Source organism: Aeribacillus sp. FSL K6-8210 (assembly GCF_037963925.1).
GTDB classification, from domain to species: domain Bacteria; phylum Bacillota; class Bacilli; order Bacillales; family Aeribacillaceae; genus Aeribacillus; species Aeribacillus composti.
The window spans coordinates 3,554,522-3,570,593 of record NZ_CP150172.1 but is presented as its reverse complement, the minus strand read 5'-3'; the positions used below and the strand labels follow the sequence as shown (position 1 = coordinate 3,570,593).

At 36.8% G+C, this 16,072-nt stretch carries 10 protein-coding genes and 1 pseudogene; 8 read left to right on the top strand and 3 right to left on the bottom strand.

The genetic code is table 11. From position 1 onward, the window contains the following. The first annotated feature begins 35 nt into the window (after window positions 1-35). From NSQ41_RS17275 to NSQ41_RS17245, 7 genes and pseudogenes are all read left to right on the top strand, one after another. The gene (locus NSQ41_RS17275; RefSeq protein ID WP_339210469.1) at window positions 36-3,377 is read left to right on the top strand and encodes a DEAD/DEAH box helicase family protein; all 3,342 of its coding nucleotides are present in this window, start codon (window positions 36-38) and stop codon (window positions 3,375-3,377) included. Between the two features lie 210 nt (window positions 3,378-3,587). After that, window positions 3,588-5,327, top strand: a complete 1,740-nt coding sequence (locus NSQ41_RS17270; RefSeq protein WP_339210467.1) for an AAA family ATPase — start codon at window positions 3,588-3,590, stop codon at window positions 5,325-5,327. Then, on the top strand, window positions 5,314-7,125 hold the full coding sequence (locus NSQ41_RS17265) for an ATP-dependent helicase (protein WP_339210464.1): 1,812 nt from the start codon (window positions 5,314-5,316) through the stop codon (window positions 7,123-7,125). Before NSQ41_RS17270 ends, NSQ41_RS17265 begins: the two co-directional genes overlap by 14 nt. 565 nt (window positions 7,126-7,690) lie before the next feature. Continuing rightward, window positions 7,691-8,973, top strand: a pseudogene (locus NSQ41_RS17260) (IS110 family transposase). A gap of 398 nt (window positions 8,974-9,371) precedes the next feature. Beyond that, a complete protein-coding gene (locus tag NSQ41_RS17255; protein ID WP_339210462.1) occupies window positions 9,372-10,397 on the top strand; it encodes a hypothetical protein in 1,026 nt (341 codons plus the stop codon). A gap of 72 nt (window positions 10,398-10,469) precedes the next feature. Beyond that, on the top strand, window positions 10,470-12,080 hold the full coding sequence (locus tag NSQ41_RS17250) for an IS1634 family transposase (protein WP_339192846.1): 1,611 nt from the start codon (window positions 10,470-10,472) through the stop codon (window positions 12,078-12,080). Between the two features lie 15 nt (window positions 12,081-12,095). Further along, on the top strand, window positions 12,096-12,683 hold the full coding sequence (locus NSQ41_RS17245; RefSeq protein WP_339210461.1) for a hypothetical protein: 588 nt from the start codon (window positions 12,096-12,098) through the stop codon (window positions 12,681-12,683). 352 nt (window positions 12,684-13,035) lie between these two features. On the opposite strand, the gene NSQ41_RS17240 is transcribed toward NSQ41_RS17245, so the two are convergent. The 3 genes from NSQ41_RS17240 to NSQ41_RS17230 all read right to left on the bottom strand — a co-directional run bounded on the left by NSQ41_RS17240 (window position 13,036) and on the right by NSQ41_RS17230 (window position 15,155). After that, a complete protein-coding gene (locus tag NSQ41_RS17240; RefSeq protein WP_339210459.1) occupies window positions 13,036-13,791 on the bottom strand; it encodes a hypothetical protein in 756 nt (251 codons plus the stop codon). A gap of 121 nt (window positions 13,792-13,912) precedes the next feature. Continuing rightward, window positions 13,913-14,725 (bottom strand): ImmA/IrrE family metallo-endopeptidase, encoded by an 813-nt coding sequence (locus NSQ41_RS17235; RefSeq protein ID WP_094244400.1) that lies wholly within the window; start codon window positions 14,723-14,725, stop codon window positions 13,913-13,915. Next, the gene (locus NSQ41_RS17230) at window positions 14,715-15,155 is read right to left on the bottom strand and encodes a hypothetical protein (protein WP_339210457.1); all 441 of its coding nucleotides are present in this window, start codon (window positions 15,153-15,155) and stop codon (window positions 14,715-14,717) included. The genes NSQ41_RS17235 and NSQ41_RS17230 overlap by 11 nt, the downstream gene beginning before the upstream one ends. Window positions 15,156-15,720: 565 nt before the next feature. Between NSQ41_RS17230 and NSQ41_RS17225 the strand changes: the two genes are divergently transcribed. After that, entirely contained in the window at window positions 15,721-16,035 is a 315-nt protein-coding gene (locus NSQ41_RS17225) for a hypothetical protein (RefSeq protein ID WP_339211674.1), read from the top strand. Window positions 16,036-16,072 lie beyond the last annotated feature (37 nt).

Sequence of the window (16,072 nt, the reverse complement as noted above, 5' to 3'; positions counted from 1 at the left end):
AATTCATGTTGGTTTGGTCGAGGGAGGGGGATTTGTTGTTATCCAACTTTCATTTTTTAATAGGAAAACCTCATTATGAGAGCTTTACAAATGCTTGTTTAGAGGCGGAGAAAAGTTTGGTTGTGAGTCCGGCGACGTGCGCGATTTTGACGCGCCGTGCGCTGGAGCTTGCCGTTAAGTGGGTGTACAGCTTTGACAGCGCTTTGAAAGTTCCGTATCAAGATAATCTTTCCAGTTTGATTCATGACAACGTCTTTTTGTCCATTATTGATGAAGACTTGTTGCCGTTGTTGCGTTACATTGTCAAACTGGGAAATGTCGCGGTTCATACGAACTCGATGATTACGAGGGAAGAAGCGATTCTTTCCCTGCATAATCTTCATCAGTTCGTCTCTTGGATTGATTATTGTTATTCGGATGAATATACGGCTACGGACTTTGACGAATCATTGCTGCCAATCGGAGAGGAAAAGCGCGAGCGTCCGGAAGAATTGAAAGATTTATACGAACGGCTAAGTTCCAAAGACAAGCGTCTTGAAGAGATGATGAAAGAAAACGAACAGCTTCGCGCTCTTCTCACCGCCAAACGGGAAGCGAATACAAAAGAATATCACTTCCAAGTCGATGAACTAAGCGAATGGGAAACAAGAAAGAAATATATTGATTTAGATTTGAAGCTGGCGGGTTGGGAATTTAAAAAGGACGTTATTGTGGAATACCCTGTCGTTGGCATGCCGAATGAGGAAGGAGTCGGCTATGTCGATTACGTTCTTTTTGGCGATAACGGAAAGCCGCTGGCGGTCATCGAAGCGAAACGGACAACCGCTGACCCGAACAAAGGAAAGCAACAAGCCAAGCTATACGCCGACTGCATTGAGAAAATGCATGGCCAACGTCCGATTATTTTTTACACAAACGGTTTTGAAACGTATATTTGGGACGACCTTAACTATCCGGCGCGGAGAGTTTCCGGCTTTTACAATAAGGAAGAATTAAGCTTGCTTATTGATCGTCGGACGATGAAGAAGCCGCTAAAAAATGTGCAAATCAATGACAACATAACGAATCGCTATTACCAAAAAGAAGCGGTTTTAGCCGTATGTGACGCGCTTGAGAACAAACGGCGCAAAGCGTTGCTTGTCATGGCGACGGGGAGCGGCAAAACCCGGACGGCGATTTCGATTGTCGATGTTCTTACCCGTCATAATTGGGTAAAAAATATTTTGTTTTTAGCGGACCGCAAAACTCTGGTAACGCAAGCCAAAAACAGCTTTAGCCATTTGTTGCCGAACTTGACACTTTGTAATTTGCTCGATAACAAAGATAATCCAGAGGAAAGCCGCATGGTGTTTTCGACGTACCCGACAATGATGAACGCGATTGACGAAGCGAAACGAAAAGACGGCAAACGCCTCTTTACCGTCGGGCATTTTGATTTAATTATCGTCGATGAATCCCACCGCAGTATTTATAAGAAGTACCGAGCAATTTTTGACTATTTTGACGCAATATTGCTTGGGCTTACCGCCACACCAAAGGACGAAATTGACCGCAATACGTATGAAGTGTTTGATCTGGAAAACGGTGTGCCGACCTATGCCTATGAGTTAGATCAAGCAGTTCAAGATGGATATTTAGTGGATTATCGTACCATTGAAACAAAGCTTAAATTTCTTGAAGAGGGCATTCATTACGATGAGTTATCTGATGAAGAAAAAGAACGATATGAAGAAACATTTGATGATGAAGTAGGCGAGGATATTGACAGTGCAGCGTTAAACGAATGGCTGTTTAATGACGATACGATTGATACGGTACTCAGAGATTTAATGGAAAAAGGAATTCGCGTCGAAGGCGGAGACAAACTCGGCAAAACGATTATTTTTGCGAAAAATCATCGTCATGCGGAACGGATTGTGGAGCGCTTTGATCAATTGTTCCCTGAATACAAGGGCGGCTTTGCACGAGTCATTGATTACAGCGTGAACTACTACCAAACATTAATCGATGATTTTTCCGACCGTAACAAATTGCCGCAAATTGCGGTATCGGTCGATATGCTCGATACTGGAGTGGATATTCCGGAAGTCGTCAACCTTGTGTTCTTTAAAAAGGTACGCTCCAAATCAAAGTTTTGGCAAATGATTGGACGCGGAACCCGTTTATGCAAAGACTTATTCGGAGTCGGACAAGATAAAACGCATTTCCTTATTTTTGACTATTGCGGCAACTTTGAGTTTTTCCGGGAAAATCCGAAAGGAATCGAAGGAAAAGCGGTGGAAAGCTTAACGGAGCGTCTATTTAATGCCAAAATCGAAATCATTAAAGAACTGCAGCATTTACAATACCAAGAAGAAGAGTATATTGCTTATCGCAATGAATTGATTGACGAAGTGCTGGCGGAAATCAATAAGTTAAACGAAGAAAACTTCCGCGTACGCCAACATATTCAATACGTACACAAGTTTAAAAACCGGACTAAATGGGACTCCTTAACAGCGATAGATGTTAATGAAATCAAAGAACATATTTCGCCGCTGATTGTTCCGCTAAACGATGATGAATTGGCGAAACGTTTTGATTTGCTTATGTACACGATTGAGTTGGCAAAACTGCAAACGAAAAATGCGACGAGGCCGATTCGGAGTGTGATTCGTACTGCAGAGGCGTTGTCGAAACTCGGTTCGATTCCTCAAGTGATGGAGCAAAAATACATCATCGAAAAGGTGCAAACGGAAGAGTTTTGGAGCGAAGCCGATATTTTCGAATTGGAAGCTGTTCGCGAAGCGTTGCGTGACTTAGTTAAATTCCTTGAAAAAGAAACGCAAAAAATTTACTATACGAACTTTAAAGACCAAGTTTTAGAGGTCAAAGAAAACGGTCCGATGTTTACTGTCAATGATCTGAAAAATTATCGGAAAAAGGTGGAACATTATCTGCACGAACACCGCGACCAGATGGCCATTTATAAGCTGCGAAATAATAAAAAGCTAACAGTCCAAGACTTAAAAACGTTGGAGCATATTCTTTGGAATGAGCTTGGCACACAGGAAGATTATAAAAGAGAATTCGGAGACACACCGATTACAAAACTTGTCCGCCAAATCGTCGGCCTTGACCCACAGGCCGCCAACGAAGCGTTTTCCGAATTTTTATCAAGCGAACTATTGAACATCCAACAAAGCCGTTTTGTCAAATTGATCGTCGATTACTTTGTGAAAAACGGAGTCATGGACAAGCGGGTGCTGCAGGAAGAACCGTTTAAAACCATCGGCAGCATTGTTGAACTCTTTAAAGACAACATGGATGACGCGCGGAGGATCATTAGTATTATCGATGAGATTAACAGAAATTCAGAAGATATTGTGGGGGCATAACTGAATATATTTCACACTTAACTATAAAAGGCATCTTAGAGTTTTCATCCCCCGCTCTTAGATGCCTTCTTTAATTAGAAAATCAATCAACTGTTTATTAATGGAAGGGGAAAGATGTTTAAAATGAAGGATAAAGAGATATTGACATGATAACAATAAAGATTTAATAGTTATCTTCTAGTTAAAGTTCGAGGAGGGATACAGTTGTTTTTGTCAGAATTGTATATTCAAAATTATAGAAATCTTGATGGAGTACATATAAAATTCCATCCTGATATTACTTTTATAGTTGGTGAAAATAATTTAGGTAAATCTAATGTATTGTCTTTAATTAATACAATTTTTAACTACCAAAGTTTTAAAAGCGAAGATTTTCATGATAAGGATAAGGAAATCAATATACTGTTATCTCTATTATTAAATGATTATGAGAAAGGAATGTTTGGTGATTTATTTGATCCTGAAAATAGCAATAGGATTAATATTATTGTTAGTCAAGAATCTCCCGATGAGTTTATCAACTTTACTCACAAAGAAACAGGGATAAATTTGTCTAATAACACTATCAAAAAAATATTGCATATCCATTATGATTCGCTTAGAAATCCAAGCAATGAACTGAGTTTTGAAAAAGGTAAAGGATCCGGAAAATTTTTGAGATTTCTGATTAAAAAATATCTTAATACAAATAAAACTAATGACTTAGATTTTATTGATAAAGCAAAGCTACAGCAATTAATGGAATATATTAATAAGATCTTTAGAAAATTAAAGAGTTTTAATGATTTTAAAATTAATGCAAGTATAGATGACGAAGTTGAAAATTTACTTTCTAGAGTCTTAGTTTTAGCTGATAACGAGAAGTTAGAGATTACTTCGAGTGGGTATGGGGTACAGTACTCAATTATTATCGCCTTGGCCATTCTTGAAAGATTAAGTAATCTTAATAAAAATAAACTAGAAAAGATACTATATGAGGATAACAAGAACAAAAAACTAATTCCTTTAATCTTTTCACTAGATGAACCAGAAATACATCTACATCCTTATATGCAAAGATCATTGATTAAAAATATATATGAAATTATTCGGAATAAAGATACTGATTTTACAGCTCTATTAAAAGAGTTGTTTAATATAGACGGTATTGTTGGACAAAGTATAATAGTTACTCATTCACCTAATATCTTATTAAATGACTATAAACAAATAGTGAGATTTTACAAAAATTATGAAAATAAATTAGTGGTAAAAAACGGTGTCGATATCGATTTGCCTAAAAATATAGAAAAGCATCTATTGATGAATATGCAATATATAAAAGAAACTTTCTTTTCAAAATGTGTAATTATTGTAGAGGGTGAAAGCGAATTTGGATGTATGGACATTTTTGCTACAAAGTTGGGCGTAGATTTAGATGATGCCGGGATTAGTATACTAAAAGCTAATGGAGCAGAATCAATCGGCCCTTTAATGAATTTATTTAAAGAGTTTGGAATAAAATGTGTCGGAGTTATTGATAAAGATAAATATCTTGAAAAAGAAAAAATACTAAAGAAAATAGATAATCTCCTACATACTGATTGTCGTGATTTTGAGGATGAAATAGTAAGTAAGTGTTTTGATAATGACAGCATTACAATTTTAGAAAAAATCGTTAAAGAATATGATAGCTTGGAACTTGAAAGAAGTATTCAATCAAATAAACTGAAGAAAACAGCAGAGAAATATGGATTAGAGTTAAGAGTTGAATTAAATGGAGATTGCCGATTTTCTGAGGTTTCTGATCATCAAATTCTAAGAATTATGTATTTGGCATGGCTTGATATTAATAAATCTATAGTCTTGGGAAGAGAGATTGGCAGATTATTGACGCTTGATTTAATTCCAGAAGTGTATAAGAAAGCAATAATGAGGGCTAAGGAGATGCTTCGTAATGACTCAAGATGAAGCGAAATTAAAAGAAAAAATTGAACAGTTGCATTCAAATGATCCAATGCAATTAAAAGCCATTTATTCCAATTCAAAAAGATTATTAATTGAGGCACCCGCAGGTTACGGAAAGACTAAAACAATGATTAGTAAAATTGCATATTTATTAGTTACAAAAAAACTTAGTAGTAATAAAAAAATATTAGCGTTATCTTTTAGTGTAAACGCCGCTTATAAGATAAAAAAAGATGTTACCAGTCAATTGCCACAACTTATAGAAGCGTTAGATTTTAATATAAACGATAAATTATTTATTTCAAATTATCACGGTCTCTGCAGACGAATTTTAAAATATTATGGTTACTTATTACATCAAAATTTAAGAGAAATAGATAATTTAACTAGTATTAACGATGATGATTATCAAGAACTTATGAGTTTAAAAGTAGGATTGAGACATGAAGAAGCAGAACTCTTAACCAAGATTAGTGATTCAGTAAAAAATATTAATAATGCTAATTATAAGTTTCTGTTAGATAATTGGGATGATTATATTCAGATTGTTTGTAAAAAACTTATTACTAATAAATACATTCCCTATAATGCAATCTTAATGTTTGTTGTTCAATTATTAAAATCTTATACAGAGATAAAGAGTTTTTATCAAAAGTACTTTGAAATTATTATTGTAGATGAGTTTCAAGATACTAACATTCTTAGTTTTTTAGTTTTAGACCAGTTAATTGGTGAGGATAATCAAGTAGTTTTTATTGGAGATTCTCTACAAAGAATATATGGTTTTATTGGAGCTATTCCGAATCTTTTGGAAAAATGTAGAAAAAGATATAAAATGGATAAAATCACACTAAGCCAAAATTATAGATTTAAGGATAATCCCCAAATGTTGTTATTGGAGAAAAATATTAGAGCCAATGCTGAAAATTTGTCTAAACCTAGTATCAGCCAAAATGCCTTAATACCTCTAGTGGTTTTAGATAATCAGGAAGAAGAAGCTATCTGGGTTGCAAACAAGGTTATTGAATTAAAAGAGGAAAAAGAATCTAACCGAATAGCAATTTTATCTCGATCAAGAGGTAAGAATATTGATGTGATAATTAATAAGTTTAAAGAAAATAAAATCAAATATTTTTATGGACTTTATACAGATGAAGATCCAATCTATATTGATTTTCATAAAAGATGTCAATCTAAGTTTATAGAATTTCTTCAATCAGAAAAGAATATTACAAAAACATTCATAAAGAAATATTTAAAGGAAATCGAAGACACATATAGTAAATCTTCAAGTATTATGATTGAATCATTATTGCAATTATTGAGTATCTTTTTGAATAGAATTTCGGAAGAATTTATGTCTCTACATAATGAAGATAAAATAAATCTAATACAGGAAACCTTTAATAATTATGCTTTAAAACAAAATATGGAGTTTGTGAATGAAAATGTGGTAATTTCTACAATGCATGCAGCGAAGGGATTAGAATGGGATTATGTTATATTACCCGATATGGAACAGAATGTATTTCCTTCTTATCGTGGTTTTTGTAGTCGTTGTAATTTTAAATTGAATACGGTTTCAGGATTTTTGTGTCACCCGAATTTTGGTCATTTTAATAAGAAGGATGAATCGAAATATTTGGAAGAACTAAGTGTATTTTATGTTGCAATTACAAGGGCAAAAAAGCAGGTTTTTTTTAGTGCGAGTAGATCCAGATTGAATAGCTCTGGGGAGGAAAAGAACTCCAAATTAAGTTGTTTCCTAAGTTTATCAGGTTTAGTAATGCAATCCAATTAAAACCATATTTTGTTCTTCATCTAGGACTGGAATCAACGGTTCCTGCATGAACACGTGTATTCCTTTATACGAAAGTCTGGGAATAGGGACGGGTGCATGTTGGCAGTGGTGAAAAATGAAAGAGCAAGAAGCTCGAACGGTGGATCAAGAGGTTTTAACAATGAAGAGAGTGGGATAACCGCTTTGATGTGTCAAGGGGAAGGTAGAATACCGGAGCGAAGCGAGGATATGCCGCAAAAGTTCCTTGATAGCATAATCATTTATCTGTGAAGTCTTCTGCTGGGAGACTTCACAGACTTACCAATGATACGTCAAGGCTCAGGTCCCTATTGTCTATCAGAGTGGAAATTTACACAATAATTTGGACTTGACCCATACATAAAACGTTTCAATGGTTCTTTTGCCTAACTTAAAGGCTTTATTTATGTCGATTTTTCAATCTGAGCTTTATATTAAGGAGCATTCCTGTTAGAAAGGTTTTCGGGGACTTGAAAGAAAAAAGTCCTCTTGGTATGATGCAGGGGTGTCAACAAACACCTAACATCAGACCAAGGAGGACTATACAATGAATTGTACACAAAATCGCAAAATTGAACAAGTCACCGACCAAACGTTAGTGATTGGAATGGACATTGCCAAACAAAAACATTATGCGTCAATGGTTGACGCACGAGGTCGGGTGCTGAAGAAGCCGTTTCCTGTGATTCAATCGAGATCCGGATTTGAACAGTTCTATGCGTCGATACAAGAAGCGATGAAGGAATTTGGCAAAACCGAAGTCATCGTCGGAATCGAGCCGACCGGACATTACTGGTTGAACCTCGCCTACTTCCTCGAGGAAAAAGGGATCCCGTTGGTAATGGTCAACCCGATGCATGTCAAACGGTCAAAAGAACTCGACGACAACTTGCCAACGAAGCATGATGCCAAAGATGCTCTTGTCATTGCGAAACTGGTTAAAGACGGACGCTTTAGCTATCCACGTATTCTCCATGAGGTGGAGGCGGAATTGCGGGCAGGAAGTACGTTTCGAGAGTCGTTGACAAAAGAGTTGAATGCCGTCCAAAATCAAATGATTCGTTGGCTCGATCGTTATTTTCCTGAGTTTGTGCAGGTGTTTCCGTCGTTTGGCAAAATGGCATTGGTGGTGTTAGAGAAAACGCCATTTCCGATGGACATTGCGAATCAGACGGTAGAGGGGCTAATGGAGCGTTATCGGCAAAGCGAGACGCTAAAATGCCCACAGAAGCCGAAAGTGCAAAAGCTGTTAGAGGTAGCCCGCCATTCGATTGGGATAACGGAAGGACAACAGATGGCCCGTATCGAAATCGCCACGCTTGTCCGCCGATATCGCCAATTGGAACAAGAGATCGCAACCCTCACAGAAGAGTTGACGGCACTTGCTCAAACAACCGCCGATACGAATGGCTCCAAACGATCCCAGGGCTAGGAGATGCGACGATCATTGAACTGTTATCGGAAATCGGAAGCTTTGCCCAGTATCAAGATCCGAGGCAACTCATCAAATTAGCGGGCTTGACACTGAAGGAGAACTCGTCAGGGCAACACAAGGGGCAAAAACGAATCTCGAAGCGAGGACGAAAACGGCTACGCGCCCTTTTATTTCGGGTGATGATGCCATTGATTCGCCATAATGAGGCTTTCCGTCAGTTGCACGAGTACTATACGACACGCCCAATCAACCCGTTACGTAAGAAGCAATCGATCGTCGTGTTATGTGGCAAGCTATTGAAAGTACTATACGCGGTTTGTGTGAAACAGCAAGCATTTGATGGGGAACGAATGATTCAAGATATCTTTTCCCAATTCCAAGCGCAGGCAGCCTAGAGTCGCCTCCTTTCGCAAAAAGAACTGTCTGAACAACCAGATGACACGGAGAAGCTGGCACGATTTCATCCATTCGACCTAGAGTCCCTTAAGGAGCTTAGCCGGCCTCTGCCTGGTGAAGAGACCGAACGAAGGAATGTTGGCACAAGGATGCCCAGAGACATGGGAGGGTTCGTCCTCATCAGTTGTGCAGAGATCCAAGGTGCGTCGCATACACATCCCCCCACTGGAGTGAAAAATACAAAAATATCCAGTGGCCGCGAAGCGCACCCATGGACTGTTAGATATCAACAAAAATTCAAAAGTATGTGATGAGTTTTGTCGAAAAATATTTTTTTGGCACCCCTAAGATGCCAAGAAACCTTGATATATCAACATTTCTAGAGGGAGGAAAGGATATGAAAGGTATTATAAAAGTACCTAGTAGATTTGAAAACATATTACCTCATTTTACAAATGAGTCAAATGAATTAGGAGCTTTACTCATAGAAGTTAAAGATGACATAGATTCTTTTGTAGATTTAGTTAAAAAAGTACAAGTCCAGAACGGAGGGGTGTTAAGTTTTGTTAAAGGAGCAACTGGAATTGGGAAAACTACAACCGTGTATTCAATGCCTATATGGAGATCTGATTTGTTTAACAAAACTTATTTTGTACCAGTAGATACTGATTTTAACTCAATAACTCAATGGATCAAAGATAATGTACCGCCCCATGAAACAAAAATAAATATAGTATTATTAGACGGTAGGGAAATTACTAGCGATGCAGTTGGATTAACAAACTTATTTACAAGTTTGAATCAATTGTTAAGGAGAAGAAAGGACTTAATTGTATGTTGGCCAGCTAATGATGATGCATGGTTAGAAACTTTGGTTGAAACTGCAAGGAAAGTTGGAGGGAGAAACTTCGTACCTAGTAATGGTGTTATAACCATTAGTGGCCCTGATAAGAGTACTTGGAGAGATATATTAGAAAGATTGTTAATATATATGGATAAAACATTGGCGGATTTAGCTATAGAAGAATCACAATTAAATGATCTAATAACGTCATCAGATACTGTAGGAGAGTTTTTAGCTGAAGTTGGAGACATAGTATCCCAAGGAATTGTAGATGAGCAGAAAGCAAAGAAATTACCGGAAGTTGTATTTGTTATTTCTTCTGGTGAAAAAGTTGAAAGCGAGGCAAATCGAATTAGACGAGCTGGAAGTTATATTCTAAAATCAGAAGAACTAACTAGTTATTCACCTAAACCTTCTTCTGGGAAATTATGGAATGATAGGAATAAAAGTAAAAAAGAAAGTCTAGCATATATAATTACCCTATTTAATGCTAACTCAAGTTTGACACCATTTCACTACATGTGGATAACTAAAGATGATTATACCAATAGTTATCCACTTTTTTTATCGAAAATATAATCATTATGTAGTGTTATGTGGATAACTTTTGTATATCCAATAATATGTAATATATGTTATACTATTAGTGCTATGTATATTCGAATTAATAAGCAAAAAAATAAAAATGGTTCAGTTCGTCAATATCTACAAATATGTCGTACATTTCGTGTAGACAATAAAGTTCGGCAACAAACGCTTTGTAATCTAGGGAGGTTAGAACATTTATTAGAGAATGGCTCTGTCGATAACATAATCGAGGGATTAGCCAAATTTTCAGAGCGTTACTTTGACCGAATTCACGGGCAAGGGTCTTCCTCTTCTGTCTCCGTGCTTTGGACAAAAGAGTTTGGGCCGGTTTATCTGTTCCGAAAGGTATGGGAAAAGTTAGGGCTTGGTCGGCTATTACGTAAAATCATGGATGATTCCGAGGCTGCTTCTCAGTATGACGAAGCCATTTTTGCCATGGTGTTAAACCGTCTCATGGATCCCAATAGTAAGCATTATATCTTCAAACAATGGATCGACACGATTTATGCAGAAGGTCTTTCAGACATTCAACTCCATCACTACTATCGTGCATTAGACTTCTTAAGTGAACAAAAAGAAAAAATTGAGGAACAACTTTATGGACATTTAACCGATTTAACCTCATTAGAAGTAGATATCGTGTTTTACGACACGACAAGCACCTATTTCGAAGGAGAGGAAGCAGACGAACTGCTGGCTCACTATGGTTACTCCAAAGATCATCGTGGAGATCGAAAACAAGTCGTGATTGGCTTATTAATGACCAAAACAGGGATTCCGATTGGGCATCAAGTCTTCCCTGGAAACATGCATGATACGAAGACATTTGGCATGGTGGTTGGAGACCTGAAGAAGCGCTATCCTATTCAGAAAGTCATTCTAGTGGGAGACCGCGGAATGGTTAGTGAAGCCAACTTAGATCAAATTCGTGAACTGGGCATGGAATATATTGTGGGTGTCAAATTACGAAAGTCGAAGAAAGCCCAAGAGCTATTATCCATCCGTGGGCCATATAAGAAGGTTCTCCCGAATCTAAAAGTGAAGTCAAAGAAAATCGATGGCGAAACGTATGTACTCTGTTACAATCCGGACGCTGAAGAACGTGATCGAGCGAGTCGTCAAGTCGTGTTAGAAAACCTTCAATCGAAGCTTGATGAACTCGGTCCATCTGGACTCGTCAAAAACCGTGCGTATTCCAAGTTTTTAACGATAGAAAAAGCATCGGCCAAAATTGATGAAGAGAAGGTATCCAATGACGAAAAGTTTGACGGAAAGTACGCCATTCGGACCAACTCGTCATTAACGGATGAAGAGGCAGCACTTGCCTATAAAGAGTTGTGGAGAGTGGAACAAGCCTTTCGTAACCTGAAGTCGAATCTAGAACTTCGCCCGATGTACCATCGAGTGGAATCTCGTATTCGAGGCCATATCATGGTTTGTTTCCTTGCGCTTGTCATGGAATCCTTTTTGGCCTATAAGCTAAAAGAAATAGGATGCCAAACAAGTGTAAAGGATATTTTGCATGATGTAAGCCAGATGAAGGCCTCGAAAATACGCGTGAATGGTGAAGAGCAAATCGTTCGTACAGAATTACAAGGTCAAGCAAATCTAGCATTTGAAGCACTTGTCACACAAGCGCCTCCTAGAGTATTAGAAAAAAACACGTGCCACTAACAAGTGTAGTGGTACGTGTTGTGGGTAAAGTCCAAAACACCAGTATTTTCGGGCTTTTCTTTAGTGTACTCTGTCAAACTTGAGGCTAAATTAACAACTATAAAACCTACAGCAGTAAATTATGCGTGTCTTTTCTATGATGATGGATTATTATCAGAAATTGCTAAGGAAAATGGTATTAACAAAAATAAAGCTAACGCAATAAGAGCTTTAGAGAGTACTGATTTCTACAAATTTTTAATTGGTAAAATTCCTCACGAATTGACTTCATCAAATAAAGGTAAAATGAATGATAATACTAAAGCTGCCTATGATTCTATTCAGAGTAAGTCTGCTAAGTATCATAAAAACATTAATAAAGCGATTTGTTCTTTTGTTCAAGAAGTAATTGGTGACCATAGTAAATTTGAAGTTATTGATTATGAGGTAGATGCTGGGAATGGTGGATTATTTATCGATGCTGTAGTACAGGTTAATGGTAAAAAAATAAATCTTGAGTTTCATCATTTAAGTTCAAAAAATTGCAAAGCATCAAAAATGGCATCTTATATAATGGAAAAGCTAAAGAATTACGCCCAGCATTATCAATTAATTTCTAGATGATAATGAGTGATCCGACCATAGGCATCTTTTCGTTCATTAGTATTGCGGCGGTTAATGGGATATACAAAAAAGATACCAACTTGTTCAGACGGTTTACTTATCTGTTCGCTATCATAAGCTACATCACCAAGTGCAAACTCGATCGAAAGTAATTTAGGTGAACACTGCTACAAGTTTTAATATCTGCGATCACCACTCAAGGCATGTGGAGTGTGTGGCGAAGATGGTTTTGAGGGAAAATTAAGCAGAGGGAGCTGGAAATCCGTAAAGATTTTCGGAGCTCCATCTGCTTTTATTTCGATTTAGTCAATGAAGAAAATTCAGGGATTGCCTCATGGAAGGACAGGAACTTTTAAAATTGTATTTTGATTATTTGTTGGCTAATCCATTCAACCAATTTTTGGTTGGAAATGGGTGTGTGAAAAGAGATTCCGTTCAAACTATATAGAATATTTCTTGATTGATCACGATTGCTTTTTTGAATCAAATCGAACAATTCTTCTTTACTTAAATCAGCTTGATGAAAAAGAGAAAGAATTAAGGATTCATAGGACATGAATTGATAAAGTTGAATAAAGTCAAAAGTATGATCGATATTAATTAATTCCACTAACCTTTCATTGTTTAAAAATGTCCTAAAAGGTCCATAAATTCCCTTTTCATCTTCACTGACGATATAAACAGGACCGAAATACAAGCTCAATAATGCGAGGGAAAAAATAGTGATAAAACGTTCGCCGGCATTTTTTCCATTGGCAATAATACAACCAATTAATGTTTTTAGAGCAGCTTCAGAATGAGAATCGATTTCTTTAATGGAATCACGTATTGTTTGATTCGTTCTGACAGCTTCTAAAGATATGTTTTTCAATATATTGAATGCAGCTTCTTTTGTGCCAATCATATCCCTTAATAATTCAAATATGATTTGTAAATCTGCTACGTATATTTCATGCTCTGTAGATAGAATTCGAAATAATTCATAATAGTATTTTTCAAATGCCTTTTCATCTGGTAAGTTTTTGGAGGCTTCTTCAAGAATGATGTCTGGAATGAGAATGACTTTAGATAGTTGAAATCCCTTTTGTATAATAAAAGGATTACACACAGCGTCCTTCCTTAGCTTTGACAGCATCATATTATCCATAATATACAGTGCTTGATTAGCGTATAGAGACTTTTTTAGGCTTTCCGAATGAAATTGGATAAAAGGTTTTATGGGACGGATCTTAGGATTTTCGATAGCCTTCATTTTCACTTTCGCCCGCTGACTCTTTTCGCCAATCTAGCACTAATTGATATAATTTTTTATATTTATTGATGATGGATTGATAATCTTCTTCATTTAGGTTATTTTCCGCTTTTGATATCAAGTTTTTATAATCGTCAATTTTAATTTTATTGCTGGCTGCAAATAATGTACGGTCTATTTCATCAGGCAGGTTATTTTTATAATCATAATCAATAATTTCTTTAGCTTCATCAATGGTAATGAATTGATTTTGAACCAGTTTTATTACGATTGCCTTATAAGGAACTTCAAAAACAGGAATTAAATGAACTGCAATATCGGCTAAACTAAGACTGTTATCCTTTTTTAAAGATGCATATTTCCGATTTAAAATATGATCATTAATTAGAATTTCACCTGCAAAAAGATTAGGTAATCTCTCCTTTTCATCAAAAATACTATCTACCATAACAAAATTTTCTTCTTTTTTCTTAACCCTATCTTTATCAAAATAAAAGTGGTAGAACTCATGCGCCCACATAAAGTTCTCATAAATTTTAGGCTGTGCTGTGTTGATTTGTATATAAAAATCCTTATTGTAATAAAAAACTAAACCGCCATAATCTGAATTTTTAATGGGAAATTCTAATGCACGTGCGTTTTCATATAAATAAGTTTTAATGAATTCTAAAGGCTTAGATGCGATTAGAGGATCACCGGAAGACTTTAACATCTCAATTTTTGATTTCACTTCAGGTAAATAATCTCGGTTAAAATTGACTACTTGTTCTATATTCTCTTTATTGATCACGATGTTCTCCTCCAAACATAACTGGTGAATGAGACAAAGGTTTGAGAACATCAATTAATTCTACAAATTCTCTAAAAACTTTCATCCCTTCTTTAAATGCTTCATTCACTTCCCCATTTAAAGACAGTGCAGCAAAATCCATAAAATTTTGTTCTTCAATTTTTTCATTGACACCTTTAGGCAAATCCATTTCTTTACGATGAAAATAAAACGGATCTTTAATTCTAAACAGCTTTAACATTTTCTCCTCAAATTGATCAATATTTCCTTCACCTTTAAGAAATCTATAAAAAGCACCCTTACTTATTCCTAATCGGTCTATAACCCAGCTATGTTTTACACCTTTCGCATCTAAATATTTCCTTATATTTTCTCCAATTATTTTTTTGGTCTCGCTCATCATCACACCTCCAAGTCTTTTGGTATTCATTTTATATACTTCTATATATTATTATACGCAATACGCGTAAAAAAGTACATTATGTTAGATAAAATAGTACGTGTTTTGAATACTTTTATAAGATGAAGATGGAAACCATAAAAAGTCCGTACTTCAGCTAAAGCTTCTCCATTCTGAAATGTATTATGAACGTCAATCGCTAATAGAATGAATCGTCTAACTGGACAACGAAATTAAGGTCAAGCAGACGGACCGCTAAATGATGCTGCACAATAATCATAAGTGATCTGTTCTAGAAACTTTACATGAGTGGAGGGCATGCCGGCTAGTTGTACAGATTATCTGAATTCCCGGCTTAGAGGCATACCCGTAGAGGATCCATGTCAAGTGGATGCAGTAGTTCTAAAACCTATTGATTTCTGCTTTCATTTCGACTGGTCGACGATCCGATGAAGAAATTGTGACGTTAGTCTTTAAAGAACAAGAACACCTCGAGGTTTTGCTCTAACGCGCTTCCCAAGCTGTAGAAGCCCTGCCCCAGATCATTACCGACATAGTGGACTTTATTACCAATAACCTGCCTGAGATTATCGCAATGGGCATCGAGCTTACAGTTCAGCTCGCGGCAGGATTAATTAAAGCGATTCCGCAGCTCGTAGCCTCGCTGTCGCAGATTATCGCGGCCATTGTCAGTAGTTTGGGAAAGGCCGTGGGCGCTGTATTTGAAATCGGTAAGAACATCGTAACCGGTCTGTGGGAAGGCATCAAGTCTCTCGCTTCGTGGCTCGACGAAAAGGTATCCGGCTTCTTCTCCGGCATCGTGGACGGCGCCAAAAGCCTGCTTAGTATCAATTCGCCCTCGAAGGTATTTGCTGGTATCGGCCAAAACATGGGCGAGGGATCGGCGTAAGCTTTACCGAGGCCATGTCCAGAGTGGAGAAGGAAAT